This is a genomic window from Brevibacillus sp. JB24b, from assembly GCF_051713385.1.
Classification (GTDB): Bacteria; Bacillota; Bacilli; order Brevibacillales; family Brevibacillaceae; genus Brevibacillus_B; species Brevibacillus_B laterosporus.
On sequence record NZ_JBNVQV010000001.1, the window covers coordinates 4,236,731 to 4,262,748 of the forward strand.

General features: G+C 36.5%; 34 protein-coding genes, 3 tRNA genes and 8 pseudogenes. 17 read left to right on the forward strand and 28 right to left on the reverse strand.

From position 1 onward, the window contains the following. Nucleotides 1-331: 331 nt before the first annotated feature. Nucleotides 332-640 carry a transposase gene (locus ACQV1I_RS19665; protein ID WP_116334201.1) on the forward strand — a complete coding sequence of 103 codons (309 nt, stop codon included), beginning with the start codon at nucleotides 332-334 and terminating at the stop codon, nucleotides 638-640. Continuing rightward, nucleotides 637-954, forward strand: a pseudogene (locus ACQV1I_RS19670) (IS3 family transposase); the annotation flags it as partial. The gene ACQV1I_RS19665 and the pseudogene ACQV1I_RS19670, both read left to right, overlap by 4 nt. Nucleotides 955-997: 43 nt before the next feature. Here the strand turns inward: ACQV1I_RS19670 and ACQV1I_RS19675 are convergent. The 3 genes and pseudogenes from ACQV1I_RS19675 to ACQV1I_RS19685 form a co-directional block, all read right to left on the reverse strand. Continuing rightward, nucleotides 998-1,303 (reverse strand): annotated as a pseudogene (locus ACQV1I_RS19675) (terminase large subunit); the annotation flags it as partial. Beyond that, a pseudogene (locus tag ACQV1I_RS19680) lies at nucleotides 1,300-1,826 on the reverse strand (phage terminase small subunit P27 family). The pseudogenes ACQV1I_RS19680 and ACQV1I_RS19675, both read right to left, overlap by 4 nt. Before the next feature lie 93 nt (nucleotides 1,827-1,919). After that, a complete protein-coding gene (locus tag ACQV1I_RS19685; RefSeq protein WP_116334203.1) occupies nucleotides 1,920-2,396 on the reverse strand; it encodes a GNAT family N-acetyltransferase in 477 nt (158 codons plus the stop codon). A 223-nt stretch (nucleotides 2,397-2,619) separates the two neighbouring features. Here ACQV1I_RS19685 and ACQV1I_RS19690 point away from each other — a divergent pair, with 223 nt between their 5' ends. Next, a complete protein-coding gene (locus tag ACQV1I_RS19690; RefSeq protein ID WP_094702359.1) occupies nucleotides 2,620-2,892 on the forward strand; it encodes a hypothetical protein in 273 nt (90 codons plus the stop codon). A gap of 153 nt (nucleotides 2,893-3,045) precedes the next feature. Here ACQV1I_RS19690 and ACQV1I_RS19695 read toward each other — a convergent pair. Next, nucleotides 3,046-3,207, reverse strand: a pseudogene (locus tag ACQV1I_RS19695) (HNH endonuclease signature motif containing protein); the annotation flags it as partial. 258 nt (nucleotides 3,208-3,465) lie between these two features. Continuing rightward, the gene (locus tag ACQV1I_RS19700; RefSeq protein ID WP_094702355.1) at nucleotides 3,466-3,795 is read right to left on the reverse strand and encodes a hypothetical protein; all 330 of its coding nucleotides are present in this window, start codon (nucleotides 3,793-3,795) and stop codon (nucleotides 3,466-3,468) included. 914 nt (nucleotides 3,796-4,709) lie between these two features. On the opposite strand from ACQV1I_RS19700, the gene ACQV1I_RS19705 reads away from it, so the two are divergent. The 5 genes and pseudogenes from ACQV1I_RS19705 (at nucleotide 4,710) to ACQV1I_RS19725 (ending at nucleotide 6,083) form a co-directional block, all read left to right on the forward strand. Beyond that, a complete protein-coding gene (locus ACQV1I_RS19705; RefSeq protein WP_116334204.1) occupies nucleotides 4,710-4,967 on the forward strand; it encodes a helix-turn-helix domain-containing protein in 258 nt (85 codons plus the stop codon). 51 nt (nucleotides 4,968-5,018) lie between these two features. Next, a pseudogene (locus ACQV1I_RS19710) lies at nucleotides 5,019-5,072 on the forward strand (hypothetical protein); the annotation flags it as partial. Between the two features lie 24 nt (nucleotides 5,073-5,096). Continuing rightward, the gene (locus tag ACQV1I_RS19715) at nucleotides 5,097-5,324 is read left to right on the forward strand and encodes an N-terminal phage integrase SAM-like domain-containing protein (RefSeq protein ID WP_236645801.1); all 228 of its coding nucleotides are present in this window, start codon (nucleotides 5,097-5,099) and stop codon (nucleotides 5,322-5,324) included. 139 nt (nucleotides 5,325-5,463) lie between these two features. Beyond that, on the forward strand, nucleotides 5,464-5,814 hold the full coding sequence (locus ACQV1I_RS19720) for a site-specific integrase (RefSeq protein ID WP_268878069.1): 351 nt from the start codon (nucleotides 5,464-5,466) through the stop codon (nucleotides 5,812-5,814). Nucleotides 5,815-5,858: 44 nt separating this feature from the next. Further along, nucleotides 5,859-6,083, forward strand: a complete 225-nt coding sequence (locus ACQV1I_RS19725) for a tyrosine-type recombinase/integrase (RefSeq protein ID WP_268878070.1) — start codon at nucleotides 5,859-5,861, stop codon at nucleotides 6,081-6,083. Between the two features lie 309 nt (nucleotides 6,084-6,392). Here the strand turns inward: ACQV1I_RS19725 and ACQV1I_RS19730 are convergent, their stop codons facing one another. Together ACQV1I_RS19730 and ACQV1I_RS19735 are read right to left on the reverse strand one after the other, a co-directional pair. Further along, entirely contained in the window at nucleotides 6,393-6,728 is a 336-nt protein-coding gene (locus tag ACQV1I_RS19730; RefSeq protein ID WP_116334205.1) for a YolD-like family protein, read from the reverse strand. Between the two features lie 285 nt (nucleotides 6,729-7,013). Continuing rightward, nucleotides 7,014-7,358: an SOS response-associated peptidase gene (locus ACQV1I_RS19735; RefSeq protein WP_094702704.1), complete on the reverse strand. Its 345-nt coding sequence runs from the start codon at nucleotides 7,356-7,358 to the stop codon at nucleotides 7,014-7,016. A 134-nt stretch (nucleotides 7,359-7,492) separates the two neighbouring features. Here ACQV1I_RS19735 and ACQV1I_RS19740 point away from each other — a divergent pair, with 134 nt between their 5' ends. The 5 genes from ACQV1I_RS19740 to ACQV1I_RS19760 all read left to right on the forward strand — a co-directional run bounded on the left by ACQV1I_RS19740 (nucleotide 7,493) and on the right by ACQV1I_RS19760 (nucleotide 9,260). Continuing rightward, on the forward strand, nucleotides 7,493-7,705 hold the full coding sequence (locus tag ACQV1I_RS19740; RefSeq protein WP_094702692.1) for a hypothetical protein: 213 nt from the start codon (nucleotides 7,493-7,495) through the stop codon (nucleotides 7,703-7,705). Between the two features lie 39 nt (nucleotides 7,706-7,744). Next, nucleotides 7,745-8,071, forward strand: a complete 327-nt coding sequence (locus ACQV1I_RS19745) for a hypothetical protein (protein ID WP_094702690.1) — start codon at nucleotides 7,745-7,747, stop codon at nucleotides 8,069-8,071. Between the two features lie 79 nt (nucleotides 8,072-8,150). Next, nucleotides 8,151-8,357 carry a hypothetical protein gene (locus tag ACQV1I_RS19750; RefSeq protein ID WP_116334206.1) on the forward strand — a complete coding sequence of 69 codons (207 nt, stop codon included), beginning with the start codon at nucleotides 8,151-8,153 and terminating at the stop codon, nucleotides 8,355-8,357. Between the two features lie 263 nt (nucleotides 8,358-8,620). After that, nucleotides 8,621-9,043 carry an HIRAN domain-containing protein gene (locus ACQV1I_RS19755; RefSeq protein ID WP_116334207.1) on the forward strand — a complete coding sequence of 141 codons (423 nt, stop codon included), beginning with the start codon at nucleotides 8,621-8,623 and terminating at the stop codon, nucleotides 9,041-9,043. 7 nt (nucleotides 9,044-9,050) lie between these two features. Next, nucleotides 9,051-9,260: a hypothetical protein gene (locus ACQV1I_RS19760; protein ID WP_116334208.1), complete on the forward strand. Its 210-nt coding sequence runs from the start codon at nucleotides 9,051-9,053 to the stop codon at nucleotides 9,258-9,260. 178 nt (nucleotides 9,261-9,438) lie between these two features. On the opposite strand, the gene ACQV1I_RS19765 is transcribed toward ACQV1I_RS19760, so the two are convergent. Further along, nucleotides 9,439-9,837 (reverse strand): ankyrin repeat domain-containing protein, encoded by a 399-nt coding sequence (locus tag ACQV1I_RS19765; RefSeq protein ID WP_116334209.1) that lies wholly within the window; start codon nucleotides 9,835-9,837, stop codon nucleotides 9,439-9,441. A gap of 158 nt (nucleotides 9,838-9,995) precedes the next feature. After that, nucleotides 9,996-10,826 (reverse strand): hypothetical protein, encoded by an 831-nt coding sequence (locus ACQV1I_RS19770; RefSeq protein ID WP_116334210.1) that lies wholly within the window; start codon nucleotides 10,824-10,826, stop codon nucleotides 9,996-9,998. A 522-nt stretch (nucleotides 10,827-11,348) separates the two neighbouring features. Here ACQV1I_RS19770 and ACQV1I_RS19775 point away from each other — a divergent pair. Then, a complete protein-coding gene (locus tag ACQV1I_RS19775) occupies nucleotides 11,349-12,212 on the forward strand; it encodes a hypothetical protein (protein ID WP_116334211.1) in 864 nt (287 codons plus the stop codon). Nucleotides 12,213-12,370: 158 nt separating this feature from the next. Here ACQV1I_RS19775 and ACQV1I_RS19780 read toward each other — a convergent pair whose 3' ends face one another. The 8 genes from ACQV1I_RS19780 to ACQV1I_RS19815 all read right to left on the reverse strand — a co-directional run bounded on the left by ACQV1I_RS19780 (nucleotide 12,371) and on the right by ACQV1I_RS19815 (nucleotide 16,250). Then, nucleotides 12,371-12,817: a hypothetical protein gene (locus ACQV1I_RS19780; RefSeq protein ID WP_116334212.1), complete on the reverse strand. Its 447-nt coding sequence runs from the start codon at nucleotides 12,815-12,817 to the stop codon at nucleotides 12,371-12,373. Between the two features lie 14 nt (nucleotides 12,818-12,831). Then, nucleotides 12,832-13,515: a dCTP deaminase gene (gene dcd / locus ACQV1I_RS19785; RefSeq protein ID WP_116334213.1), complete on the reverse strand. Its 684-nt coding sequence runs from the start codon at nucleotides 13,513-13,515 to the stop codon at nucleotides 12,832-12,834. Between the two features lie 217 nt (nucleotides 13,516-13,732). Further along, entirely contained in the window at nucleotides 13,733-14,377 is a 645-nt protein-coding gene (locus ACQV1I_RS19790) for a peptidoglycan recognition protein family protein (RefSeq protein ID WP_116334214.1), read from the reverse strand. Next, nucleotides 14,377-14,628, reverse strand: a complete 252-nt coding sequence (locus ACQV1I_RS19795) for a hypothetical protein (RefSeq protein ID WP_116334215.1) — start codon at nucleotides 14,626-14,628, stop codon at nucleotides 14,377-14,379. The genes ACQV1I_RS19790 and ACQV1I_RS19795 overlap by 1 nt, the downstream gene beginning before the upstream one ends. 2 nt (nucleotides 14,629-14,630) lie before the next feature. Next, entirely contained in the window at nucleotides 14,631-14,897 is a 267-nt protein-coding gene (locus ACQV1I_RS19800; protein ID WP_116334216.1) for a BhlA/UviB family holin-like peptide, read from the reverse strand. A gap of 94 nt (nucleotides 14,898-14,991) precedes the next feature. Next, complete coding sequence (locus ACQV1I_RS19805; RefSeq protein WP_176452502.1) at nucleotides 14,992-15,132, reverse strand: CD1375 family protein; 141 nt, start codon at nucleotides 15,130-15,132, stop codon at nucleotides 14,992-14,994. A 1-nt stretch (nucleotide 15,133) separates the two neighbouring features. Beyond that, nucleotides 15,134-15,388, reverse strand: a complete 255-nt coding sequence (locus ACQV1I_RS19810) for a hypothetical protein (RefSeq protein WP_161555087.1) — start codon at nucleotides 15,386-15,388, stop codon at nucleotides 15,134-15,136. A gap of 142 nt (nucleotides 15,389-15,530) precedes the next feature. After that, nucleotides 15,531-16,250 carry a hypothetical protein gene (locus ACQV1I_RS19815; protein WP_161555088.1) on the reverse strand — a complete coding sequence of 240 codons (720 nt, stop codon included), beginning with the start codon at nucleotides 16,248-16,250 and terminating at the stop codon, nucleotides 15,531-15,533. Between ACQV1I_RS19815 and ACQV1I_RS19820 the strand changes: the two genes are divergently transcribed. After that, nucleotides 16,250-16,600, forward strand: a complete 351-nt coding sequence (locus tag ACQV1I_RS19820; RefSeq protein ID WP_116334218.1) for a tyrosine-type recombinase/integrase — start codon at nucleotides 16,250-16,252, stop codon at nucleotides 16,598-16,600. The two genes, ACQV1I_RS19815 and ACQV1I_RS19820, sit on opposite strands and share 1 nt — an antisense overlap. Before the next feature lie 152 nt (nucleotides 16,601-16,752). Here ACQV1I_RS19820 and ACQV1I_RS19825 read toward each other — a convergent pair. The 8 genes and pseudogenes from ACQV1I_RS19825 to ACQV1I_RS19860 all read right to left on the reverse strand — a co-directional run. Further along, nucleotides 16,753-16,819 (reverse strand) — tRNA-Val (locus ACQV1I_RS19825). Nucleotides 16,820-16,928: 109 nt separating this feature from the next. Beyond that, complete coding sequence (locus tag ACQV1I_RS19830) at nucleotides 16,929-17,003, reverse strand: DUF7667 family protein (RefSeq protein WP_420901016.1); 75 nt, start codon at nucleotides 17,001-17,003, stop codon at nucleotides 16,929-16,931. Further along, nucleotides 17,003-17,326, reverse strand: coding sequence for a hypothetical protein (locus ACQV1I_RS19835; protein ID WP_094702627.1), 324 nt, complete (start codon nucleotides 17,324-17,326; stop codon nucleotides 17,003-17,005). Before ACQV1I_RS19835 ends, ACQV1I_RS19830 begins: the two co-directional genes overlap by 1 nt. Nucleotides 17,327-17,374: 48 nt before the next feature. Then, nucleotides 17,375-18,385, reverse strand: coding sequence for a hypothetical protein (locus ACQV1I_RS19840; protein ID WP_141213098.1), 1,011 nt, complete (start codon nucleotides 18,383-18,385; stop codon nucleotides 17,375-17,377). A 157-nt stretch (nucleotides 18,386-18,542) separates the two neighbouring features. Then, complete coding sequence (locus tag ACQV1I_RS19845; protein WP_438769691.1) at nucleotides 18,543-19,385, reverse strand: YiiX/YebB-like N1pC/P60 family cysteine hydrolase; 843 nt, start codon at nucleotides 19,383-19,385, stop codon at nucleotides 18,543-18,545. A gap of 584 nt (nucleotides 19,386-19,969) precedes the next feature. After that, nucleotides 19,970-20,071 (reverse strand): annotated as a pseudogene (locus ACQV1I_RS19850) (YolD-like family protein); the annotation flags it as partial. Nucleotides 20,072-20,251: 180 nt separating this feature from the next. Continuing rightward, nucleotides 20,252-21,229, reverse strand: a complete 978-nt coding sequence (locus ACQV1I_RS19855; protein ID WP_438769693.1) for a hypothetical protein — start codon at nucleotides 21,227-21,229, stop codon at nucleotides 20,252-20,254. 185 nt (nucleotides 21,230-21,414) lie between these two features. Then, a pseudogene (locus ACQV1I_RS19860) lies at nucleotides 21,415-21,531 on the reverse strand (YolD-like family protein); the annotation flags it as partial. Between the two features lie 87 nt (nucleotides 21,532-21,618). Here ACQV1I_RS19860 and ACQV1I_RS19865 point away from each other — a divergent pair. Both ACQV1I_RS19865 and ACQV1I_RS19870 read left to right on the forward strand, forming a co-directional pair. Beyond that, nucleotides 21,619-22,308 (forward strand): hypothetical protein, encoded by a 690-nt coding sequence (locus ACQV1I_RS19865; RefSeq protein ID WP_094702635.1) that lies wholly within the window; start codon nucleotides 21,619-21,621, stop codon nucleotides 22,306-22,308. 256 nt (nucleotides 22,309-22,564) lie between these two features. Further along, nucleotides 22,565-22,726: pseudogene (locus ACQV1I_RS19870) on the forward strand (site-specific integrase); the annotation flags it as partial. A 119-nt stretch (nucleotides 22,727-22,845) separates the two neighbouring features. Here the strand turns inward: ACQV1I_RS19870 and ACQV1I_RS19875 are convergent. The 3 genes from ACQV1I_RS19875 to ACQV1I_RS19885 form a co-directional block, all read right to left on the reverse strand. Further along, nucleotides 22,846-22,921, reverse strand: a tRNA-Val gene (locus tag ACQV1I_RS19875). Nucleotides 22,922-22,950: 29 nt separating this feature from the next. Further along, nucleotides 22,951-23,027: transfer RNA gene (locus ACQV1I_RS19880), tRNA-Ile, on the reverse strand. Between the two features lie 619 nt (nucleotides 23,028-23,646). Next, nucleotides 23,647-25,647, reverse strand: a complete 2,001-nt coding sequence (locus tag ACQV1I_RS19885; RefSeq protein WP_094702638.1) for a methyl-accepting chemotaxis protein — start codon at nucleotides 25,645-25,647, stop codon at nucleotides 23,647-23,649. Nucleotides 25,648-26,018: the final 371 nt, after the last annotated feature.

The following is a 26,018-nucleotide window of genomic DNA, read 5'->3' on the forward strand; positions in this document are numbered from 1 at the left end:
TTAGAGGAAAAATTATGATAAAACAACCTTATGTAGGAATCATACCAAATAATGGGATGTTTTTAAATTTTCAAGAAAGTAATTGACATGACAAATTACGTCACAGAAGAACAATTAGATTTGATTAAAGGAACGAGAAAAGCTTTGAACAACTATACTTCGCTCAAAGTAATTTTTCTTTCTGCTTTAGTGGTACCGAATTACATGTCCTCATGGATTTAATTGCTATAAACGGGTGGATATATATATGATAAGTTAGACTGATATTATCCCCTTTTAGTAGACAATAAGAAGCAAGACCTTACTGTATTAACTAGGAGGGGATTTTTCTATGGGGGGAATTAGAAAAACATATTCAAAGGATTTTAAGTTAAAAGCTGTACGGCTTTATTTGAGCGGTGAACAAGGGTACAAAACACTTGCAAGGGATCTCGGCATTAGTGACCATTCTATTTTAAGAAGATGGGTTGATCATTATAGAAAGGAAGGTATACAGGGACTAGATGAAAAACGCGGGAGAATAAAAAGTCCTCTTAGGGGAAGACCACGAACAAAACCCGAGAGTACGGACGAAGAGATAATTCGATTACGCGCAGAGAACGAATTCTTAAAAAAGTGGCTAGGTCTAGAAAAGAGGTGAAACCGAAAGATAAACGCTGTTCTTTCGAGCTTATTAAAGAATTGTCTAAAAAGTATTCTATTACTTTATTGTGTAAAATTACGAAAGTATCTCGTAGTGGTTTTTACAAGTGGCTTTCTCGTGAGAAACACCCCACCTCAAAACAATTGGTAAATGAAAAATTAAGAGAAATGATCATGGAGTGTCATCAAGAGGTCAAAGGTATTTACGGGTATCCCCGAATAAAAGTGTGGTTATTTAGAAGGTACGGGCTAAAAGTCAATCATAAACGTGTGTATCGCATTATGAAGGAACTTGGGATACAAGCGCGCATCCGTAAAAAACGAAAATTCTTTGGGCGCAAAGAGAAGGTTGTCATCTCCGAAAACGCCGTAAACCTGTTTCCTTATGCACCCATCCATAAATGTTCCCAAAGACAAACACCTGGATTTCATGAGGGGTTATTCGCTTACCAGCAAGTTTTCCTTTCGTATGTCGAAATAAAGACATCCAATATAAAAACCGATGTGCTTTTTCCTCGTCAAATACATAGGGAAAATGTTCCGTACCCTCATTCTTGATATCGTCTAAGAAACGGCTGCACGCCCATTTATGTTTCTCACAAGCAACTATCTCACCAGCTACGACATCAAGGCTATAGTCAATTAGATATTGTTTGATCATAAATCACCGAATGCCTCTTCGACCTCGCTAGGCTTCAGCTTCTCCTGCTTCGGTATTACAAGCTTGCAGCGAGAAGCAATGGTCAGGCCCAGATCACTTGCTGCTGATCTACATTGCTTGAAAAACTTGTCCTGGTTAATCAATAAACCTGAATAAGCTGCGTTTGCTTCCTCCCATTCGTTCATGTCAATTACAGCACCGTCTTTATCATGAATTTCTTGTTTGCGCTGCACTGTCAATTCCGTTTCCAACAAGGCATCTGTAACTTTTATATACATCTTTCGGGCATATAAAAAGCGAGCCAGTGCATCTACATCAAGATTAGTCATGATGCCGATTTGCAGCAGCTCGCTTGCAATCTTTTTAAATTCTTTTTTTAAGTCTTTGGTAGGTAGCTAGGTGGCTTTACTTTGTCTTTTGCCGCCTTTATTTCTTGGGCTTTACGCTCTTCTATTTCAGCTTTTGTTAGGTTTTTCTTTCCCTTGAATAGCAGCAAGTCAACTGGTTGCCTTGGTCTAGCCATCCACTCACCTCCTTTTGTCTATTGAAAATAATGTATTAAACTGTGCAAACAAAGTGTTAGACTGGCATTTATTTATGGAGCTATCGATCTCTGTTAGTTCAATCTAAGCTCCATTTTTCTACTCTTCGTTGTCATTCCGATTGATTCATAAAATAAAATTGCAGAAGCATTTTTCTCCGATACCCCTAATTCAATGCTATCAACCTTCAGACTTCCCCCGAAATCAATAACATATTGCATAAGTCTCTTTCCAGCGCCCTTATTTCTGTACGTTTCGGAAACACACAAACTATTTACAAATAATATCTTTCTCGCTTTCACAAATGAATTTTCAGTTATGTCTTCTTCCTTCGTCACAACTACTCCGATTATCTCTAAGCCTATGGTAGCCACAAAAATATGCTGTTTGACATCAATTAGCTGGCTTTCGAAGAATTCTTTCCCGACTGGAGTTGGGTTTTCTTTATACAAATCTGGTCTTTCAAAAACGTGTAGATCATGAACCTGCCTGAACAAAGGCAACAAAGACTCGTAGTCATCTTGATGAGCGTTTCGGATAGATATATCCATATTTCTCCCTCCCCAATCAGTTAACGTATTTTACCACGCTTACTCTTTAACCAAAATAGTTTTTTGAGCATTTCTACCCGTTAGTTCAATAACTTGCAGTGAGTCTAACACTTTTAAGCCTTATAACGCTCCATAAAACTTAGTACCACAGAATTTCCTAATCATATTTTGTACATAATAAGACAAAATATAAAAACTAGTAAAACACAAGGAGGTTATACCTATGCATAAAGATTTTGAAGCCAACTTTATACGAATTCACTTACTGTATCATGCCAATCAACAAGGAATAGATGCAGAAGGAATTCAGCCCGAAATTAACAGTCATGGTTATCAGGTAAGCACCCAGGACATTCAACAAGAATTATCTCACTTGCAAAGCGAAGGATTTTTACAAAGTAACGGTTCTCAATACGATATTACAGGAAGTGGAAGAAACGAGTTAAAAGATGTACAACAACATTTGCAACCTCTTTATCAAGAAGTTGGTAAGTAGGAACAACTGGGAATATGAACGGAATCACACCAGCAGTATAAAGTTCTGGCATGCTGTAGGTGGGATGATGTGATACCCCTTTACCAAACGAAAAAAAGGGTGCTTGGTTTAGTCCACACCCTTTTTTTCGTTTGGTAACTTAGGTTCCCTGGATCATCTCCAAGAGCCTCTATCTTCTCTAGCAGTCTTCCGGTTATGACACTGCTCACATAATGGCTGCCAGTTGTTCCGATTCCAAAACAACGTCTTATCTCCCTTGTGTGGAATGATATGGTCAACTACTGTAGCACCCGTTAGCAATCCTTTGTCATAACAATGTAAAACTACAGTTCAAACAGAGTTATTGCGACATGATGTAAACAATATGTACACGGCTTTTTTCAACTTTTTCCTGTATGATAAGTATAAAAAAAACACCAACTAAGGTGCTTTTTTAATGTAAAGAGTAAAAGTAATTTAATCATTTAAAATAAACATCCCGTTCCACGATTATTTGAAGTGGGACGGGATATCTTTATGTTAATTTTTATTCTTATAGAGTCATCATCTTAGGTCATTGACAGAAATTTTAAGTTATCTTACCACTACAGGAAATGTTCCTACATATTTTCCATTGTAATATTCATATAGCCATCCATTCTCAGCACCCTTATCGGCAATCAAATACCATGTTGAGCCAAGTTTCGCAACATATAAACCATCACCTTTAACCGTATAAGAAGTGAATGGCGAAGAATACAATGCTACCCTCCCGCCATCAGATACATCAAGATTGGGTTGAATCTTTAATACTTGAGAATTTGTTTCTTTTGCAGTATTAATCTCAGTAGCTGCAAAAGTAGGAACAGCTAAAGCACCAGTAAGAACCGCGAAAGTAGATAAAGATGCTAACAGTTTCTTCACAGCAAATCACCTCAAATTTTATTTGGCAATATTTACCATACGATCATGTTACCACCCTTCTGTTTATAAGTAAACTGATTTTTGGTAATTATTTCAATTTTATATTCCTTTTTCTGTATCAAGAAATTAAAATAGCCACAGCAGGTGACTAACCTTTAAATCTCATGCTATAAATTTACACCATCTAAAACCTAATACCACACGATTAAAACTAATTTTTTTCATATTATTTCCTGTTTTATTTTATTTGATTTTTCCTCTATTAACCTCTATACCCTTTATTACCTTAGTTTCTCATCCATCCTTCCTAATTCTCTTTCCTTATATAGATAGTGTTTCTGCAATCACTTGTTTTAAAAATAGCTATTGACTGCCATTCTCCAATTTGAGTCACTGGGAACGGCTTTGTCAGGAACAGCGAATAGAAAACACCTACCTGCACCCGTAAATAAAAAATTTACAAGTGCAAGAGTGGGTGTCACCGGTTTACGGTAGTCGAGGTTTCGCTACACCTTGTTTAAACACTAATCTTCCGATTACAGCCGACTTTCTACATGTATTAAACAGCCCCTACATGCTGGTATCTATCGGCAGCCACTACAACCTTAGTTGTACTGTTTACCACCGCGCCTTTTATGGTTGCGTCACCTTTGACCGTCAGAATGTATAAACAAGGAAGTACATATGTACTGACGCGCTGCATTTTTTGACGTTGGCTACAGCTTAACCTGTTCGAGTTTAAAGCGTGTTAGGTCATTCCGCCTAAAGATATTTAACCATTAGAGTTAATCTACAGTAGGTAATATATAACTCCTGAAGTTAAACACCGAGATTTATTTATGTCAGAAGTGTAACGGCTGAGGTTAATCGTGTATAATTAAATAATAACCAATTAATCTAACAGAGGTGAGGAAATGGGTAGAATTAAGTTCACTTTAGAGAAAACACTGGAACGCTTGAATATCACTAGAAATAGGCTTGCTGTAGAGGCTAAAATAAGGCCCAATACTATCTCTGATTTAACCATTGGCAAAACAAAGAGATTAGAATTTGCAACGTTAATTAGCATTTTGGATGAATTAAACAGAGTAGCAAAAGAACGTGGGGAACGTGCGGTTACAATCGAGGATATTATTGCTTATGATCCAGACATCAGTGAGGTGGATAAGTAAGATGCCAGTATATAAAGACGTTACCAAAAAAAGAACCCTTGGTATTTTGAAATAAATTATTCAGAGGGTGGGAAATACAAAAAGAAGAAAAAGCGTGGTTTTAAAACAAAAAAGGAAGCTGAAGCAGCAATGTTTGAAGTCCAGAATCAATTAAATAAGGGGACATATATTGAACCATCTAAGATGCTTTATAGCTCATTTATGGAAGACTGGTTAAAAGACAAGCAAACTAAAGTAAAAAAGCGAACATTAGAAACTTACAGCGGACTTGTAAATAATCATATTCTTCCATCACTTGGAGAAATAGAATTATCCAAACTAAAGACATATCCAAAACCTATACAATTCATTATTTGAATCAGGTAGACTTTCAGACGAAAATACTCAAAAGGTACATACAATTATCAATGATTCATTAAATAAAGCGGTTAGTTGGGAAATGATCTCTAAGAATGTAGCTTCCGTTGTGGACAGGCCCAAGGCAAGAAAAAAGAAAATGGAAGTGTGGGAAGTGGAGGAAGCCCACACTTTTCTAAAATCATCTGAAAAGGATCGTTATTACATCGCTTTTCTTTTAGCCTTAACTACAGGTATGCGTCAAGGTGAAATTCTTGGTTTGCGTTGGAAGGACGTAGATTTAGAGAAGAGGATTATATCGATAACCCAAACTTTAAGTCATGACGGAAAAGAGTTACAGATTGGGGCTAAAACTAATTCTGGAAATAGGACTATAGCCATTGATGCAGAAACAGTAAAAGAGATGAGGAAAGTTGAAAAAAGATACAAAGCTGAAAAATTAAAAGCTGATCCAGGTATGTATGAAGATCACGGACATTTACTATTGTAGGAACTCCAGTAACACCAAGGAGTTTAATGAGGTCATTTTACCGTTTGATTGAAGAAGCGCAGGTAAAAAAAATTAGATTTCATGATCTTCGACACTCACATGCCACAATGCTATTAAAAGCAAACGTTAATCCAAAGGTTGTTGTAGAACGTATGGGATGGTCTGATATGAAGATGATAGACCGTTATGCTCACGTTTTGCCTAACATTCAAAAGGAAACTGCTGAAACATTTGGTAAAGTATTCTTCGAAAACAAAGAAGCTAAATAGAAATTTCATTTGCGCCAATTTTTCTTTTCGCACCAAAAAACATATGGACAAGTCTATCTGAAAATAACAAACCCCCCTTGATTACCAAGGGGTTTAACCGTCTTATGTATGGTGATCCGGACTGGGTTCGAACCAGCGACCCCCACCCTGTCAAGGGAAGACATCGTTTCTGCTATGTTCTGTTATATACCGAAGAATTTTAGTAATATCAATATTTTTCCTTCTAGCTATATGATATTTTATGCTTAATTACGCTACTTTCTGATTAATTTGGTCCCCAATTCGTCCCCAATCGTCGTCCCCTACTCACTATTTAATCTCCACGACATCCTCTACAGGTATCCACCAAAAATCCTCATCATTCTTTAACTTGATTTGTTTATACGTTGAATCAAACCTCTCTACCCAGCCCCAAGCTGATTCAATTACTCCTCTACCCTCTTTCGTCTCTTTCCACCAGCTAATTGTAAGAGCATAGTCATACTGACGTGAGTCAGATATCCTGTAACAAAACTCGGCTAGCTCATCCTCTTCAATGATCGGCTTCTCGATCAGTTTCTTATCCTCGTGATACTGACGTAACATTTCTGCATGTTCTGGCAAGATGAACTTCGTTACAAGTGGATCAAGAATTTTACTAGCCATCAAAACATCTCCTTAAAATACGAATGCACGTTCCTATTTTAGTGGGTGATGAGGAATTTATGCAATGGGTAAATTTACATATTTATCAATAAAAAAAGCCCTCTGACGGTTTATATAACTTTCCGTCAGAGGGCTTTCCCGTTATCTTTCCATAGTTGTTTATAATAATTCAGCTCATTTTTTTCGTTTTGGGGAACAACCAATTTATTCACTTGATTGCAATGTGGTGCTACCCCTAGTAGACGGATAATCAAACTGTCGTTCAAGAGATTAAAGTTCCACTAATTAGAAGTGTTCGCGATCAAGCCAGAGTGATTCGTCTTCCCTTCTCAAAATCATGGGCATTCGATCATGAATATCTGCCACGACGCTATTTGGGGGTGTAGTGATGATTGTGCAGGTGTGGAGTTTCCCTCCTTCTGGACTTGTCCAGGTGTCAAACAATCCTGCGAATGCAAATGGCTCACCGGTCTTCATCAAGATCCGCATCGGCTGTTTGGCTTTTCCGACCTTCTTCCACTCATAGAAACCGTCAGCAGGGATAATGCAGCGTTTACTCACGAGCAGATTTTTAAAGGCGGGCTTCTCCAGGATAGTCTCCGCCTTCGCATTGATCTTGTTGTATGCCATTTTTTCATCCTTGTCCCACGAAGGGAAAAAAAACAACTGAGCTGGCCGCTTCTCCTTTTACCTCGATCTGTTATTATCGCCGCAATTACTTCGCTAATTAGAATGGTCACAGATTTGCAAAGGAGGTGATTTCATTGGCTATCATTCATGTGGGGCCTATGGGACCATTTTTGATTCCCTTTCAGACGTGTAATGGAAATCCCGTTACTCATCTGTTTTTCTCGTTCGCCAATCAAACTCGCCGAACACTGAGGGCGACATTAACAATCCACCAAGCCTTTAGTGTAGCAACTCCACCGGGTCCTACAACTCCACAGTCACCTATACACGATTACACAACTTACTGAATAGAGTGTATTACTAAATTGGAGAGAGGAAGATTTTATATGTTAGATTATATTCCTAAACCTTGCCTGGGTAAGTGGCGATATCTTGTAACAACTAAGGAAAATTTAGTATCGTTTATGCCTACTAATGTAAGCCGCATATCTGAAAGAATGGTATTTGGAACTATTAATACTATGGAATTTGATGATAACAATTGTACGGAAAAGGTAATAGATATTGGTACCAAGTGTTTGAATAAGTGGATAAGTTTATCGTTAGCGGGTAAGGATGATCGCATCTGGTTTATGCCAACGAAAGCGCATTTTGGTCAAACGCATGTAGATGGGTGGATTGCCACAGTAGATTATAAGGGCATTTTATGCTAGGGGTTTCATCAATTATTGAAGAAGGCTTTCCTGGCTTGGTGTCGTCACAACTTCTGTAATTGGTGCTTCTGGACTTGCTTTGGCTTCTAGTAGATACTTTAAGGGTAGCGGTTGGTGGACAGCATCTGCCGAATTGGCAAAAGACCACGGGTTGATGATCGGTGTTGGGGATAGATACTTCAGTGGTGACCAGCAAGAAACAAGGGGACAACTAGCACAGGTTCTTAAAAACCTAGCCGACTCAGGAGCAATCACAATAAATAACCTTCCTGACACAAATAGATGATCTGAATGTGTTGCCGATGCTCTATAGCGCGTTGCAGTTCCTTAACCACGTTGTTCGCCTCCAATAAGAACGTTTTGTTCTGTATTATATGAGAACAACATACGAACATGCAAACAGAAAAACTTTTCAGTAGAGATCGGGCTGTTCCCCCTCAACAGGGCTATTCTTACAAACGTTAAGAGCAATTCACATCATCGATTCCTTTAATTGGCAAACATGATGTAAAATAATAAATAACATTCCTTATCTAGGAGGAACAAAAAATGGGCTTTATCAGTAACATCTTGAGTATTTTTGGGAAGAAAACGAGGGCAAATGCTGATGAAAATGTAGTCAATAATTTTAGTGAGGACTACACCGATTATGAAGAATGGGAGTTACTAGCGGTAGGTGTTACTTTTGACAATGAAGACGGAACAAATAGACAGACGGTTTTGAAAAGATGCAACCCTGGTGAAGAGATAACTTTAAAAAGGAACACATCAAAAAAATACCCAAACGCAGTTGAGATTTGGTCTAAGCATGGTCAGATTGGCCACATAAGCGAAAAGGACGCTGCTGAACTCGCTCCTTTAATCGATCGCGGGAAACACATTTTAGCGGCTATTAAGAAAATCACTGGCGGAACAAACGATAAACCTACTTATGGTTGTGTTCTATCATTACAGATTATTCATAGGAGATGATCGGCCAATGAAATTCGGGATGAGGAAACCAAGCCTAAAAAAGAGGGTATCGGCAAGGACAAGCCTAAAAAGACAGTTAGTACATCGAGCTGGATTGAAGATGCCAAGAGGTTGGGGATGGCTCAGAAATCCTAAGAAGTATGCTTATAATAAAGTTTATAACAAGACTACGTTTGATATATTTAAGGTGATTGGTAAGTTGTTTAAATATAAATAATAGATAAACTTCATCTCAACGACGCCTCCAAATATAAAAGCCACACGGTTTTACTTTCCGAGTGGCTAAATTTTTTTCCCATATGCTCATGTCATAAAAAATTATCTCTGTATTCCGCGAGGGATATTAATAAACCATTAACATGTTCCAATTGCTATAATAAAATCCAACGTCACTTTTATTCAATTGCACCCTTATTTACAAGTATATCTATTAATTTTTGATCATTGTATCCTTTTGCAATTTTAAGGGGTGACTCTTCGTAATAGTCTTTTATATTTGGATCTGCATTGTTATTAAGTAATAAATTTACTATTTCATAGTTCTTTTCAAGTGTAGCATAGTAGAGAGCTGTTCTGCCATCAGTATTTGTAACATTCGGATTAATATTATTAGCAATAAAAGATTCTACCTTAATTAGGTCACCATCTCTTGCAGCTTTTAGAAACTCTTTTGAATTAAATACATCATCGTATTGATCATTGTAAGTAATATGTTCTTTTGGAGAATTAACGAAAATTAATACACTCCCCACGATTACAATGAGAAACAACACTAACCAAACTATCCTCTTCATTCTAGACACCTCGGTTTAGTAGGACATTTATAACTAAAGATATCATATCTATTCACACTTTATCTAGTCGACAAACTATTTAAAAAACCTGTCACACCATTTAAAATGTAACAGGTTTTTCTTATTAGTCAGCCTAATAAATACCAATCAAAAAATAATTATTTCCACCAACCTCCATCATATACTTTTCTGTAATCTGAGCTTGAAACTTTTTTCTCTGCCAAAATTAGGAAAGGTTTTGCTTGCTTAAATGCGTCATCTTTATCCTTCATATATGAATAGTATCTACCAAACTCGTTGTTATTCCAATCCATTACATTTGAGTCATCAACATACCGTTTAAAGTCAGAAAACGATCTTATTTTATTTTTTTTCATTTTTGGAAGCTCGTTTAGAGTATCAGCAAAAGCCGCACTTATGGCAGCATTACTACTCATACCCGTTTTTATTAACGTCGACAAACTGTCTCCGTAGTAATCTAGTGCATCATTTCGAAGGAGTAAACCCCATTCATGATTGGTTGTTGCTACCCGAGTACTAACTTTTCCTAAACGACTATCATTAGCGGATAGATAATTCCACAAAAAATGTCTATATGCGTCCTCCAATTGAGAATCATTTTTGTAGTATTTTTTTGCAGTATCTCTTGCCTCGTCTGCATATTCTTTAATCCTTTTCATATCTCTTAAGCTCAAACCTTCATCCTCATTTAGAAAAGCCTCAATTACATTACCTTGTCTTAATGCTAGTTGATTATCATCATAACTTCTCAAAGATAATACTTCTGGCTCTGCTTCATCTTCATTAAACACTTCTTTATATTCTTCGTAGAATTCAAGGGCTTCCTTTTGTTCAGCTGTTAGTTCAATATCATTAGCCACTTCTGATGATAGGACATTTACGTTTTCCTCAGCATGAACTGGAATAGTTGTTGATCCAATTGCTAGGATTAGAGCTACGACGCTAGATGTAAGCATTGTTTTGTTCATAATTCAAACTCCCTTTTGTATATATTTCTTATTTTAGTGAAATATACCATAAATTACAGAATAATTAAATTATTATGATTCGACAAATTATTACAACATGTCATAATGTTAATAAGAAATACATCATCGGACCTTTTAATTCTAGAAAAAGACTTCATTAGCTACAGCCATATTGAAAGCTTTGAAGTTCAAGAATACAGTAGATAATAAGATACCCCTTCCTATATCCGGAAGGGGTTTTCGTATTTTTTAAGGTGATTGGTAAGGTGTTTAAATAGCAATAACCCTCTAGGGCTTCTTAGGGGGTTTTTCAATGTATAAATGATTTAATGTTCCGTTACGCCTTAGAAATAGATTATATTTCTTTCCTACCATAATTAAAAAAGAAAATATTTTTTTAAAAATATACAAAATACACCATAATTAATTACATATTTTTCAATTTTTGTTTTGTTTTATGAAATTTAATCTTGTATAATGCAAATGTGTCGGCCGACATAAAACTTATTTATGGAGGAAGCAATGTTCTTATATAAATTAAAAAATATAATACTAACAGTTTTTGCTTTTGCTATTGTTTTATCAGGACAGAGTTTTGTATTTGCTGAAGAACAATATTCTGATAATTTAATTCCTTTAATGACAAGTGATACAGAACCAGAGGGAATTGCTAGCTCTAGTGGTATTAATCATCAAGGAATAGGAGTATATGCAGCTTATAAAGTATTTGATCATACTAACGAAACAATGGGATGGGTTGGTATACACGGACAAGGTCACGGTTGGATAGCTTATGAGTTTCCTACAAAAACAGTTGTGAATAAATACACTTTACAAGTTAGACAATTTAACGACTCTTTTGCCCATCCTAAAGATTGGACTTTTGAAGGATGGGATGGTGTTAATTGGATAATTTTAGACCAGCAAAGTGGAATTCTAGATTGGAATTCTGAAATTAAAAAAGAATTTACTTTTAATAATAATATTCCTTATAAAAAATATCGACTTAATGTATCAGAAAGTCGTGATCCACAACCGCACTTTTATTTATCGCTAGGTGAAATGGAAATGATGCAAAAGATTTCATCTACACCTGATCCTGATCCTGATCCTCAACCAGAACCTAATCCAGAACCTAATCCAGAACCAACAGGAAATGGAGCTTTGATACAAATCCATATGGTTAGTGGAGAAATCAAAGAATATGACATGTCCTCTAAAGAAGTTGTAGAATTTATTGATTGGTATGAAGGTAGAGCAAAAGGAAACGGTAAAGAAGCATACATCGTTAATAAGAAATACAACATCGGACCTTTTAATTCTAGAAAAGACTTCATTAGCTATAGTCATATTGAAAGCTTTGAAGTTCAAGAATACAGTAGATAATGAAACACCCCCTCTTACACTATGTATGGAGGGGGTATCTTATGTTTTTAAGGTGATTGGTAAGGTGTTTAAATAATAAAAAGCCCTCCATCAGACAATCTGAAGGAGGACGAATATCCATTTTTTCTTCGTTAAAATTGTAAAATCAGCTACCAAATTTATGCTTTCCTACCTTGCCACCATCCAAATGCTAAGAAAACAATCACTACCGAAAGCAAGAGTCCTATGACCCACGATTCAGATGAGAAAGCATAAACGATTATCGCTAGAATAAAAGGGATGACAATTATTTCTCTATTTTTCTCAACAAATTTATTGGATGTTTTTTCTAGCGGATGTTCAACTGCTGTTACAGCAACGTTTTGGATACCTGTATTTCCTTTAAGATGATCCATAGTCTCATGAAAAGCTGACTCTAGCATCTTGTCGATCAAATTTTCTTTTTCAAGAAACTTCATGAAAGCTTCTATAAATTCTTTGTTGGGTTCCTTACGATTTTTTTCACGATAGAATTGTTTAAAGGATTCAACTAATTGCCCCATATATTGTTGGCGCATAATTTGGAACAATTGAAGGTCTTTTATATCCCTTTGGCTATTTTTCATACGTTATTTCCAATCTAAAATTCAACTTCTCTTTGAAATAGATCAATAATTTTTGCAGTTTTTTGTTGAAGATTTGCGAATAGCGACTTTTGGAACAATAAGATATGATCCTCAGTCACACTCTCGATCCCATTCTCCTGCAAATATTCGCGTATTTCTTTATCAAGATGGATCTTAGATGTAACAACGCCTGTTTCGCCAACATATTTTGCTTCTTCACGTACATTATATGGTTGTTCTACACCACTAACCTCAGAAAACACTAGCTGACAAACCCTTAATCCAGTAATAATCTGAATAGGGTGAGACGATAGATTACTTATAACTAAAGGAAGATTACCTTCATAACCCGGGTTTGCAAATGAAGAAATTGCAACATCAAGACCAAACCGAGCTAAGCTACTCCGGTTATGAATATTTCCTACTAATGTAGATGGCAATTTGATATATTCACTTGTATATCCTTGAATCATTTCCCTCGGCTTCAAATAGAAAGGCTTCTTTAATAGGTCTATTTCTTCATAATTATCCGAATTATCAACCATTGGGTTTGAAGATATATTTTTAGTTGCCTTTTTAATCACATGACCTAGGGTTAAATCAATTGATGATGGGCCTACATTTTTATCATTGAACGGTTCAATATGCAGTAATCCACTCTCTACATACTGTATGATCTTTGCATCCCCAAGTATCATAATTGAGCTCCCCACTTAACATTTTTGATAATATTAATATAAATCCTATCCTTATAATTTGTCTATATTTTTCCAATTATACTTGCAAATTGTCATTTTATGTTCGTATTCCGTTCTATTTCACACACTTTAAAATTCAACTATTAGTTGTTTAATATTCCCCCTCCAATGACTAATATCAGGAGGAGGAATATTATTATCTGTTTAGACAACAATTTTAATTTTGCTGTTCCTGCCCACTAGCAATCCTCAACTCATCTGCCAATTGCCCAATCCTAACAGCCTTATCCTTCATTCCCATTTGATTGTAAAAAGCCCATTGCCCTTGTAAATGACTAATAATTTCGTTCGCTACCTCTGGTTTCATTTTAACCTCTCCTTTTGATTTAATTAATGCTACAAAGTCTCGCCAGCCATTAGGACGCGCTCTTAAAACATGAGGGCAATTCTTGCCACTCCAATCCCAATGTTGTTTAACTCTATCTATTCCAAGGTTGAACTGCTTTAGTAGATCAGCAGCCAGGTGAGCAGCTAAGTCCTCTGCTTTTTGAATGTCTCCATCACTGTTCTCGCAAATCTCAATCCCAATAGATGAAGAATTACCAGGACCATTACCATCACCACAATGCCATGCCATTTCATCTAACGGTAAATGCTGAATGATGCATTTATCATCTACAGTAAAATGCCAAGATGCTTGCCGTTGAGCAGCCGCATCACCTTTGATGTATTTAGCGTGTGAAAGAGCATCAGCGCCTTTTCCTGCATTACCTGTATTATGAATCGTGATATATTTTGGAATCATCTTACGTCCTGGACGGTTCTTTTGCCCTGCTGGTACAAAATCTTGTATAGTCTGCATTACTCCACATCTCTTTTCTGAAACGAATTTTTTGTCCCTGAATGAATCCCAATAGCAGCTGTCGCCTCAAGAAACGCAATCTTTCCAGCTTCGAGTAAATCTCCCCCGTAGAGTGAAGCATTGATCGCATTATAAGCTACTGCCATTACAACAATAGCAAGAGGAATGTAATCATTTGGGAACCAACTACGTGTTTTCAACCATGCTCCTGACGCCATCACTACTGCAATCACAATACCTATCTCTATCATCATTAGCCCACCTTTTCTTTTAGTTCTTGTAATTCGTTTTCTAAGCCGTTTAGACTGCGCTCGATCTGTTGCAATGTAGCTGTATTACGTTCTAATTGGATTACCATTCGTTCGTTATGTTCCATGAGCTTTGTTTCTCGTGTTTGAGCTTGTTTAATCAATTGAGTTTCGCGGTCTCTTCCCTCTTTTTTTGTAGAAAACAGTAGCCATACAAACAAGCCAGCAAATGGCCCTTGTGATAATAAAGCGTTAAAAAGTGGTTCCTCCATGCTTTCCCTCTCCTTATCACCCCCTTGGGGCAAATAAAATAGGGAGCCGAAGCTCCCATTAAAAAACGCCCATCTCGTTATATGAGAAAGGCGTTTAGTTACTCTTGGGTTTTTCGATTTGTTCTACGATATATTCTGCTACGGGTACTTTATATTCTTCAGGTAGTGATTTAATTTCTCTGCGTCCAATTTCCACTAAGTAGGCGTATACCTTGACTCTATATGGTTGCTCCATTCTATTTTCCTCCTTTAAGTAGTTCTATCTCAGTACGTAACTCAATAATCTCCTCAGATTGAACAGCAATGGCGTCATATGCTTCTGTCATAGCATTTTTCTGCTGTTCCATTTTCTCTTTGAGCATTTGTAGTTCATCTGTATTCTCTACAGGCATATCCACATACTCATACCAAACTTCTCTCGTCCGGGGATTGTAATACAGCATTGCGTCCTTTCCACTTTGCATTTCTCTCGCAGGTAATGACTCAATCAATGCACCTGTTAGGCGTAATTGTTTTTCGGTCTTTCCTAATCCCTCTTTGGAATCAAACGGATTGTAATGAATTAATTTTACAAGCTTTTCACTTCTGATTCTTTCACAAACTCAATGTAAATCATCTTGTCATATCCCCTTTTTACCCTAGAATTGAAAATCCCAGATCGTAAACTTTGACCGTATCCAGATCGGACACAATCAGGTAACCTTCTTTGGTTATTCCGAGACTTTTTGATACAGACGTAGCTGTCAATAGAAGCGAAGCCCTCTTTGTCAAATCGTTATTGAGCGCAATAAGAACATGCGTATTTTCTAAATTAGAGGCAATATAAAGATTTTCATTTGCGTCTATGACAATGTTAGATAGATATCCTCCCAAACTTTGCGGAACTCGTGCTAATACCTCTAGGTTTTTATTAAGCTTTACCGATGGAAAGTAAATGATTTCGCTACTCGATACTACCCCTTTGCCGCCATAAGGAAACGATAGAGCTGCGTCCAATACCACTTCCCCTTTAAAGTTCAATTTACGAGCACCGTTTGCTGGCGTGCCCCAAAACAAATAAATTCCTTCCGCCCCTATAGCTGAGCCCATTGAACTAGATGTACTAGGTAGGGATTGCGTCCACCTCAATGCACCCACATTGGTCAAACTGAATACTTTGCCACTTGATACCACGTATACGTTATCGCTGCTGTCAACATAGATATGGTATCCACCGCCATTACTGCTATAGTCCGTGTAACTGCTACCAGAAGAGTCGTATTTGCGAACCTCTGAAACAGTGAGAACCCACACGTTATCTTGTGAATCTACAACAACGTCATTGAGACCTAAAAGAATTAAAAAAACAAGCAATGAAAGATCGGCTTAAAGCAGAGGAACTATGGGAAGGTGGCGAAAGATTTTTTGTATTTACTTCTTGGCATGGTAAGCCTCTGTATCCCTCAAGTGTAAAAACATGGTGGTCACGATTTACAAAAAGACACGCATTAAGATATATTCGTTTTCATGACCTACGTCATACATCAGCTACATTACTTATCAACCAAGGTGTACACACTAAGATAGTTAGCCAAAGATTGGGACATGCAAAAACCTCTACAACCAATGATATCTATGCTCATGTATTACTTTCTGCTGATAAAGAAACAGTCAAACATTTTGATTCTCTCCTACAAAATATATCGGTCCCCAAAAATGCATAACTCAAATTTTAGGCAACAAAAAAAGGGGACAAAAAAAGTTTCGTCCCCAATCCGTCCCCAAGTTAGTATTTTAGAGCCTGTACTAGTATATTAAAAAGCCCTGTTACATCAAAAAAAAGCCTTGATTATCAAGGCTTTTAACGTTTCTGTTATGGTGATCCGGACTGGGTTCGAACCAGCGACCCCCACCCTGTCAAGATGGTCAAACGCCTTTACAGTGGTTAATTTAAGTGCATTAACCTTATCGTAGTGCGGTTTATGTGTAATTAAGATGATTTGAATTTACCTGATTTACTTAAATGCGTTGTCAATTTGGTTGTCAATGTTGTCAGCTCTCTATTTTCTCTATCCTTGCACAAAGCTCATGCTGCCAGTTCGTGTCGTTCGTCATACTCGCAGTGATTAATTAGTCTTTTTTTTGCTAATTATTAGCCCCCACCACACAAGTAGGTATATGTATCCTAAGATTGAATAAATAGTCCACACTTCTCCTTGTTGTAATTGATCGATAAAATATTCAAACTCATTTAACCCTTCTTGTCTTTCAATACTATAAATTAAACTTATAAGGGGAATAGTACACACAAAAATAATTGTAAAACTAGATACTATTCTTAAAACCTTTTTTTTAACAAGGCAGGATATAGCACTTCTTAATGTTGATAACAAAAATAAGTAATATATAATCCAAAACCAACTTGGAAGAGTTTCCACTTGTTTTTTCACTCCTTAGAAATCTCTTATCGAGATTCATCCTAAATAAACAAGTCAAACCTAATATTTTTTGATGTTATCCACAAAATATATAGGGTCTTTGTTGCTTAATACTAACCGATTTTTTAGGTCAAACTTTTTTGTGTCTCTTATAGAAATCACTGTTTTTTTATCAACATAAGATCTTGTAAAAACTTCTTCTGTCTCATAGTCCACATTTAGAATATCTTCATTTATACCTTTCTGTATTACATTCATAGTTGGTACATCTTTTTCAAAAGAAATTTCAGCAAGAATATCAGTTTTCTTGTCGTCTGCTTTTATTTCCATATCCACGAGAATACGTTTTTTATCAACCATGACGTTTTTATTATATTTAACACTTTCTATGTTTTCAGAAAGCCCTGATAGATTTATAGGATATGAATGGACGTTTAAATCACTATCTATTTCTACTATATCGCCGTTTTTCATAAATATGTACAATTTCTGATCTTCGCTTGTATAAGTAAAATAATTAGGTATTTGATCTAGCGTAACTTCTTTTAAAGCTTCTAAATTTCGATTAAATTTTTTAAGTTGTATACTGTTTTTTGTGTTACTAAGAGTTTTATTAATTCCTACAACAATTATATAATTATCTAGCGTAGTAACAGTATGTGCACTATAATTCTCAGAGGATTCAATGCACTTGTTCAATTTAATGTCACAAACCTCATTATTATCATTCTTATCAAGAACCGTTATTATGTATTCAGATTTATCATCTTTGTGATATTTCTCTATAAACTTTTTTTGGTTTGTATCAAATAAAGACAATTCTTGTTTCTTTGGGTCGTACTTCATGACCTTTGTATCATCGGAATAAGCTCCGCTTGTAAAAAAGAAATTGTTAGAATAATAAAAAACATCAGAAGGGGCGAAATGTTTATCTCTTATCATGAATTTTTTAATGACTTTGCCGTCATCATCAACTTCGGATATATATCCCTCTTCCCCTAAAGGATTAATAAAATGGAATAATAGATAATCACCTTTGGTATCAGTTGAAAATTTCGTCAGATCATCCAACGGTTTATCCTGGACACATCCCCCGAGAAATATCGTACAAATACAAAAAAGAATAAGAAAATTTTTCATTTCGCTTCTCCCTCTATAAAAATTACCATTGTGGGCGTGCCGTAAAACATTTTTCGACACGCCTAATAACATGATTTAATGCTTTAAATTAATATGGATCGCTAATATATTCCACTACATCCCAATCTGATATTATGCTAGCTGGAAGTACAATACCTAGGTATTCGTCTACTGAACCTATTCGGAAACCAGCATATTCCCAAGCTTTAAATACTAATTTAGAGCAGTACCATTTAGATTCGTTATTTAGGGAGGTTTTCAATTTATAAGGCTTACCTATTTGATCTCTGGCATAAGAAACCGCTTTTCGATAATCGGATTTTGAAGCACCTTTGACATAATACTGTGCTTCGTCATCAACAGTAGACCAATATTTTGTTGCGGACTGATGTACAACACCTGGTCTTGGAAGAGCTTCAATTACAAAATCTTCGGTAGTACTCAAAATAGCAGCGTGACCGTGAGGAAATCCATATGTTTTGGCCTCTAGACTAATTAGAATATCACCGGTTCCAGACCAATGATTAGCTCTTTTTTTTCTTACATTATCTGAAGAGTTGTGCTCCTCATTAGATTGGGTAAAGTTACTTGATTTACTTCCAAAGTTAATATTATCCTTTTCAATTGCAACATTATACATTAGACCATCAATGGCTTTCAGACTATTAAGCAGATCATGCTGACTTTCATTTTCAAGGTCATGATTGGCTTTCAAGAAGTCATTAACTAGTTCATGACTATTCTTACTGATATCTTCCTTTTCTGAAAGTGTTAAAGTTGATTCTTCTTGAATGTTTTCTTTAATCATTTCAAGCTGTTTCATAACCTGATCATATGATAAATCCGAATCTTTTGCAGAAACAAAACCCGGATTCAGTAAACTAGCAGTTAATGCAACTGCCGTTGTAAAGATACTAATCTTTTTCATCATCAAAATAGCTCCCTGTTTAAGTTTGTTCCACCGTGGGATATACATTACATCCTTATGTAGTTTATATCCATTTTTCTTTTGCGGTTTTAATTAGACTTTCCTTTTTTTAATTCTTATGAACCGGTTCGTAAAAAACATATCATATATAAAAAGGAAATTTTGTAGAATTTTGTCGCATAGTAATATTTTTTAAGAAATGTTCATTTTTTGTTCACTTTTTTCCATATTTTTTTAAAATAACATATTGTTTTTATTTTTAGAGGTGTATACCAATGAAATTCAAATCAATTTTAGTAGTATTTTTATATTATTTATGGCTATTGGAGTTATTAATTGGCTAATTCCCCTAAAATAAATGTAAAGTATTAGGATTATTAAACATTATTCTGAACTCTCTATATAATTCGTATAATATATTAACTTTAATAAAAAAAGAAAAAGTGCCAGTTAAAAGCTGGCACTTTCAGAGTGTTGAAAAAAGTCCCCTTTCGCAAAAAAGAGGGCTTTTCATCTGTTTTTATGGGGTACAAATATGTCTCCCCACCATCGAAAAACGCCTTAGAAACGATTCTGGAAGGCCAAAAACCCTCTTTTGTTTCTTTCCACCAGCTAATTGTAAGGGCGTAGTCATACTGTCGAGAGTCAGATATCCTGTAACAAAACTCGGCTAGTTCATCCTCTTCAAGCTAAAAAAATATACACTAACTTTCTAGATATTAAGGTTTGCCAAATACGGGAAGTGCAAAAAAATAAAAAAACACCCCTGATTTTAAGGGGTGCGTGATCTACAAAAGGGATGCTTTTAAAAAATTTTTAACCGCCCATTCCATGTATGTAAACAGTAACCATGCTACATAACATAGCTGTTATCCTTGCATTTTTTCTAACCACTCTTGTAGTAGTTTATTCACGGTATCAGCATCATCCGCGTCAGCGGCTGCTTTGATCTGTTCCATGATATTTTCTTTTCCTTCACGAACAAAATGCTTGATACCTAGCTTTTCCATCTCTTCTTTTGCTTGTTCTTCGGTTAGCGTTCCAGCTTTCACTTGCTCCTGGATTTCATCCAGTTTTTTCATTGTTTCTTCGTCAAGTTTGATCATTTTAAGAACAGGTTGCTTGATTCCTAACTCTTCCATTTTATCTTTTGCCTGTTCTTCAGTTAGTGTTCCAGCTTTCACTTGCTCCTGGATTTCATCCAGTTTTTTCATTGTTTCTTCGTCAAGTTTGATGCCTTCATGGATCCCATTCTCCATCTCTTTCACTTGCTCACGGATTTCATCCAGTTGCTTTTTCATTTTTTCATCAGGGTTGATCATTTTAATAACAGGTTGTTTGATTCCTAACTCTTCCATTTTATCTTTTGCCTGTTCTTCAGTTAGTGTTCCAGCTTTCACTTGTTCTTGGATTTCATCAAGCTTCTTTTTTGTTTCCTCATCTAAGTTATTAACTATTTTACCCTTACCCTTTTCAAAGCCTTCCAGTAGTCCAAGATTTTCCATTTTCTCCATTGCTTGCTCTTCTGTTAACGTGCCATCCTTTACTTGCCCACGAATTTCATCTAGCTTTGTCTTCGTTTCTTCATCCATTTGTATCATTTTTTCCTGCTGATCAAACAGCTTCTGGAAATCGTCAGCTAGATCAGGATTATATTTATTGATGATCTTCATCAATTCCTGCTGATTAGCTTGTCTATCCTCTAGGGAATAGTGTACACGTTTTTGAAAAGTTTGTTCTACTTTTGTTGTCTCTACGTTTGTATTACTTGCCGCAAAAGCCGCGGTTGGCGCAAACACTGCAAGGGCTAATGCTCCGATCATCCATTTCGATGCGTTTTTATTCATTCGAATCAAACTCCTTCATTCATAGTTGATTTGCAAGAAGAACTTCTTACAAGTAACAATTTACTAATGGAGTATGTTAAATGAATGTACACCATAAGGAAAAGTTGTGGGAAAGCTGAGGATGGCTTTTCTATTTTAGAACTCCCAAAGGCTGCTGTTGCTGGGGATATCTGGTATTATTTTTAATCTTTAATAATCGGCTTAGGCACAAGTTGTTTGTCTAGGTGATGCTGACGTAACATCTCTGCATGTTCTGGCAAGATGAATTTCGTTACAAGTGGATCAAGAATTTTACTAGCCATCAAAACATCTCCTTAATTTATAATTGCTATTTTTTTGAATTTTCGACATTATTATAGGTATGAATGAGATAAGGAGGCATATAATTTATGAAACGCGTCGTTTTATCTGTTTTGGCTGGAACACTGGTATTAGGTATCATGGTTGCATCTCCACTACAGCATAATGTGTTAGCAAGAGAATCAACTAACGAAATTGTGTTCGAAAAAGAGCAGGTTGCTACCGATGTATTCAAAGAAGAAGTAATTCAAGATGGTAAAAAGATCACTTTTGAACGTTTTGAAGATAAAGACGGTGTGGTCCATTCAAAAGTGATTGAGGGTCAAAAAGAAACAAACATTACTTTTGATCCTAAAACGAATGAACTATTAATCGATGGCGTAAAACGAGAGATATCTATTAAGCCGTCAAAAGCTACTCTTTTAGCCTCATACTCTTCACAATCTGTTTCAATTCCATCAGGCGGAAAATTTATCGGGAGTTTTGAGACCGATTATGATGTTAATCAAGTAGGTCTATCTGTAGCAGCTGGCACTCTTTCATCTCTTACAAGACTACCATACAGCGCAGCGTATGCAGCTCTTGCCTCAATATCTGCCTTCTCCGCTACAGCATACATTACCTACGATCAATACAGATATCCAAAAAAATGCGAACAATATCGGTACTTCAACCATGTTAAGGTTTACAAAAATGCAGACAGAACAAAGTTGGCTTCTGAGAGTGGCTCAGGTATGTTTTTTGATGGAAAACCCACACCGGTAAGCTGTACACCGTGATCACACTACTATGAAAGAAGTGAGAGAATATCATGTTAAGGTACATACTCTCTTCTCTTTGGTTTATCCTATCCTTTTATCTTACTTTCCAAGTTAATCGATACTTTGCTATTTGCTTAGGATTAACACCTGTTATTGTAGAGACCGTTAAGTATCTGGAAAATAAAAATAAAGAAAATCCTCAGCCTTTTGAAATTAAAACCACTCTTTTCACTATACTTGCGGTTGTTATAGCCGTAATTATCGTGAGTGTAATATACAGCTGGGAGAGCATCCAAAAGTAGTATCTGAACGATTAGGTCATAGTCGAGTTGGTATCACAATGGACGTTTATAGTCACGTCATGCCAGATATGCAAAAAGATGCAGCTGACAACTTTGAAAAAATGATGAAACAAAAGCAACCAAAAAGACTTTAGTTGAGTAAAGGTTGTCAAAATGTTGTCAAGCGGCGGTTAAGAGGGATTATGTTGTCAGGGTGGGAATAGATGAAATAAGAAAAACCCCTGATTTCTCAAGGGTTTTAGCGCTTATTTTATGGTGATCCGGACTGGGTTCGAACCAGCGACCCCCACCCTGTCAAGATGGTGCTCTCCCAGCTGAGCTACCGGATCAAAGTTTTTCTGGGAATGAAATATGTATATGGTGGGCCCTGTAGGACTCGAACCTACGACCAATCGGTTATGAGCCGACCGCTCTGACCAACTGAGCTAAGGGCCCCTTATGCTTAAAACGTTATGTATAACATATATAAGCATTACTCATTGACAAAAATAAGTATAACTCATTTTTACTTAAGTTTCAATAGTTAAATAAAAGTTTTTCTGCTTTTTTTTGTGAATTTTTTCCTAAGCTTATCATATATCGCTAGTATCGAAAAGCGAGATTTTCATTCCACTGTGAATATCTACCACACCTACTAAAAGCTCTGGTTTCGTTGTTTCGTCCGCTTTTCACATTATACTCTAGGTATATATTTAGTAATGAAGATACGTCTCTACATTACTAAATCATATATTACTTATCAAAATAAACTTTAAAGAATCTACCTTAAACCGTATTTTCCATTTCCTATTAATACCCCGTATTTCCCCGAACAAAAAATTCTATTCGCGACTATAATTAAAGCCATGATTCACCTCGTCAAAGTTCCTTAGTCTCAAGAAATAGAAAAGTCTTGAAACAAATACATATCTCATCGATCACTTACATGTAGCTAACAGACTAAAATATTGGCCTATAGCATCAATGATATCAGATAAAAAAAGCCCACCTAACAGAACTTTCTTTCTGCTAAGTAGGCATGTAATCATATTCCTATACCTTTTCTACTCGTCTCTTATTCCTTGACCTTAAATCTTTCAACAGAGCGCCGCATTCCTTCTGCCATCTGAGTCAACGCAGTTGAAGATGAAGTAATCTCTTCCATAGATGCTAGCTGTTCCTCAGATGCCCCGGTAACACTCTGCGAAGAGGCTGCCATGCCCTGGGCAATCTGTGCGATCTCACGCATAGAGGCAGAGACCTCTTGTGCACTTGCCGACATTTGTTCGGTAATAGCCGATACATCATGAATCTGCTCAACAATATGCTGTGTCGATGCTTGAATATTAGTAAAAGCTTCTCTAGCTTCTGTTGTAACGACAATCCCCTTTTGGACATCTGCATGAACTTTCCTTTTCATGACTTCTGATGCATCCTGGGTCAAGCTCGTTACCTGAATGATAATCTCTTGAATGCGATCTGCGGTTTGTTTGGATTGATCTGCTAACTTTCTTACCTCATTCGCAACAACAGCAAAGCCTCTTCCCTGCTCCCCTGCTCGCGCTGCTTCAATCGCTGCATTTAATGATAGGAGGTTCGTCTGCTCCGCGATGTCAACAATAGCTGTACTCATCTCAGATATTTGTCCACTATGTTTTTGTAATTGTTCCATGATACTTGCCGATTCTTCTACAGATTGACGAATTGCTTCCATTTGTTCTGTCACTACTATTACTTTTTGATTACCATTCTGTACATCCTCTGAGGTTTTGGCTGATGAATCTACTATGGCATTTGCTGACTCAGCGATTTTAAAAATACCCGATGACATTTCTTCCATTGTCCGAGCGCTTTCTGATGTAGCCACTGCTTGTGCTTTTGATCCGTTTGCCGACTCCTCTATTAGCTCGGTGACGTATTCAACCGCCTTAGAATTTTGCAACGTACTAGCTGTCATTTGTTGACTTGACGCCGCCAACTGAGTGGACGTCTCCATCATCTCTGTGACAACACCTTTCAGGGACCCTACCATTTCATTAAAGTTGGTAGCTAATTGACCAATTTCATCGTTCTGATTGATATTCACTTTTTCGTCTAAATAACCATCGCTTACTCGTTTTGCAGAGACAGCCAGTAGTTCTAATGGTTTTGTAATTTTACTAGTCCAAATAAATATTAAGATTGAAGCGGCTACAAGAAAAACCACTAAAATAAATGCTGTTTGATTCAGAATGGGAGCAGAAGCCTTTGCGTATTCTTCATTAGAAAGTACCCCTGCGATCTTCCAGCCTGTTAAAGGGTTGGTTTCAAACAAAGCTTTTAGTTTTTTACCATTCTCAGGGGAGTCATAGCTGATCCAGCCCTTATCTGTTTTTTGTATGTAGTCGTATTGTTCACCTTCTACCTGTTTTCCCATGGGTTGTGTAGGATGCGACATGAACTTGTTCGTACGATCTAACAAGTACGCATACCCTTCTGAACCAAATTTCACGCCTCTCACTAACTCGTGAAGTTTATTAATACTTAAACTAATACTTACAGCACCTTGTCCATCCGGAAGCGCTTTCCCGATATTCAATATGTAATTTTTCGTCGTCATAGAAACAACTGGATTATGGATGGAGATGACACTTGGATCTTGCATGACTTGTTTATACCAATCTCGCGTGCGCGGATCGTACTCTTGTTTGCCTGGATTCGGCGCCTTCATCCATGCACCATTTTGATTCCCAACTGTTACGATTTCGATTTCAGGATGTTGTTTTGCAAAGTCCTCCATTATTTTTCGAAGCTCAGGGCTCTGTTCATCAATTTGACTAGAGGTAATTTGTAGGACCAGAGTATCAAGATTAGCAACCTCTAATTGAATAATCTGATCAATTGCTTGATTTAATAAGCTTACGTTAGACTCGGCTGTTTCTTCTAATTTTTGTTCCAATTGCCACTTTGAGATGTAGTAGGAGGAGTAACCGATGAGAACTCCCTGTAAAATTAGCACAATAATAATGAGAAACATCAATCTACTCCGTAAGGTCTTTCGATTAAATATACTGCTTCGTATGTCTAGCCATTTCATTAGCCTATGCCCTCCCTTGATAGTAGATCAGCCTGAACAGCAAAGCTGACTAGGACTTTATATCTATTATTTACATCGGTTTTTTTCCAGCTTTTATGTAACTATTTAGGAAAATTCTTTAAAAAAACATTATTGTGAATGTATACCTCTAAATGTAAATAAAGTTAAATACCATTACATATCACTAAAATAATACACGTAAAAAGAACCGTCTTATCCACAGAGTAACCTACAGACAAGACGGCTCCACAGCCTTTAGACTTTTTTACTTGAAGAAATAAAATAACAGTGTGTGCTTCTGCTAGTTACATCTATCCTTCTGTCCAATTCTGTCTGTAACGTCAGCATTTGCCTTACTAATAAAAGTCATT

Excerpts from the sequence above, each read along its gene's own strand:
- ACQV1I_RS19665 (WP_116334201.1), top strand. The coding sequence starts at position 332 with ATGGGGGGAATTAGAAAAACATATTCAAAGGATTTTAAGTTAAAAGCT.
- ACQV1I_RS19685 (WP_116334203.1), bottom strand. The coding sequence starts at position 2,396 with ATGGATATATCTATCCGAAACGCTCATCAAGATGACTACGAGTCTTTG.
- ACQV1I_RS19690 (WP_094702359.1), top strand. The coding sequence starts at position 2,620 with ATGCATAAAGATTTTGAAGCCAACTTTATACGAATTCACTTACTGTAT.
- ACQV1I_RS19705 (WP_116334204.1), top strand. The coding sequence starts at position 4,710 with ATGGGTAGAATTAAGTTCACTTTAGAGAAAACACTGGAACGCTTGAAT.
- ACQV1I_RS19715 (WP_236645801.1), top strand. The coding sequence starts at position 5,097 with ATGTTTGAAGTCCAGAATCAATTAAATAAGGGGACATATATTGAACCA.
- ACQV1I_RS19720 (WP_268878069.1), top strand. The coding sequence starts at position 5,464 with ATGGAAGTGTGGGAAGTGGAGGAAGCCCACACTTTTCTAAAATCATCT.
- ACQV1I_RS19730 (WP_116334205.1), bottom strand. The coding sequence starts at position 6,728 with ATGGCTAGTAAAATTCTTGATCCACTTGTAACGAAGTTCATCTTGCCA.
- ACQV1I_RS19735 (WP_094702704.1), bottom strand. The coding sequence starts at position 7,358 with ATGGCATACAACAAGATCAATGCGAAGGCGGAGACTATCCTGGAGAAG.
- ACQV1I_RS19745 (WP_094702690.1), top strand. The coding sequence starts at position 7,745 with ATGTTAGATTATATTCCTAAACCTTGCCTGGGTAAGTGGCGATATCTT.
- ACQV1I_RS19755 (WP_116334207.1), top strand. The coding sequence starts at position 8,621 with ATGGGCTTTATCAGTAACATCTTGAGTATTTTTGGGAAGAAAACGAGG.
- ACQV1I_RS19760 (WP_116334208.1), top strand. The coding sequence starts at position 9,051 with ATGAAATTCGGGATGAGGAAACCAAGCCTAAAAAAGAGGGTATCGGCA.
- ACQV1I_RS19765 (WP_116334209.1), bottom strand. The coding sequence starts at position 9,837 with ATGAAGAGGATAGTTTGGTTAGTGTTGTTTCTCATTGTAATCGTGGGG.
- ACQV1I_RS19770 (WP_116334210.1), bottom strand. The coding sequence starts at position 10,826 with ATGAACAAAACAATGCTTACATCTAGCGTCGTAGCTCTAATCCTAGCA.
- ACQV1I_RS19775 (WP_116334211.1), top strand. The coding sequence starts at position 11,349 with ATGTTCTTATATAAATTAAAAAATATAATACTAACAGTTTTTGCTTTT.
- ACQV1I_RS19780 (WP_116334212.1), bottom strand. The coding sequence starts at position 12,817 with ATGAAAAATAGCCAAAGGGATATAAAAGACCTTCAATTGTTCCAAATT.
- dcd (WP_116334213.1), bottom strand. The coding sequence starts at position 13,515 with ATGATACTTGGGGATGCAAAGATCATACAGTATGTAGAGAGTGGATTA.
- ACQV1I_RS19790 (WP_116334214.1), bottom strand. The coding sequence starts at position 14,377 with ATGCAGACTATACAAGATTTTGTACCAGCAGGGCAAAAGAACCGTCCA.
- ACQV1I_RS19795 (WP_116334215.1), bottom strand. The coding sequence starts at position 14,628 with ATGATAGAGATAGGTATTGTGATTGCAGTAGTGATGGCGTCAGGAGCA.
- ACQV1I_RS19800 (WP_116334216.1), bottom strand. The coding sequence starts at position 14,897 with ATGGAGGAACCACTTTTTAACGCTTTATTATCACAAGGGCCATTTGCT.
- ACQV1I_RS19805 (WP_176452502.1), bottom strand. The coding sequence starts at position 15,132 with ATGGAGCAACCATATAGAGTCAAGGTATACGCCTACTTAGTGGAAATT.
- ACQV1I_RS19820 (WP_116334218.1), top strand. The coding sequence starts at position 16,250 with ATGAAAGATCGGCTTAAAGCAGAGGAACTATGGGAAGGTGGCGAAAGA.
- ACQV1I_RS19845 (WP_438769691.1), bottom strand. The coding sequence starts at position 19,385 with ATGATGAAAAAGATTAGTATCTTTACAACGGCAGTTGCATTAACTGCT.
- ACQV1I_RS19855 (WP_438769693.1), bottom strand. The coding sequence starts at position 21,229 with ATGAATAAAAACGCATCGAAATGGATGATCGGAGCATTAGCCCTTGCA.
- ACQV1I_RS19865 (WP_094702635.1), top strand. The coding sequence starts at position 21,619 with ATGAAACGCGTCGTTTTATCTGTTTTGGCTGGAACACTGGTATTAGGT.
- ACQV1I_RS19885 (WP_094702638.1), bottom strand. The coding sequence starts at position 25,647 with ATGAAATGGCTAGACATACGAAGCAGTATATTTAATCGAAAGACCTTA.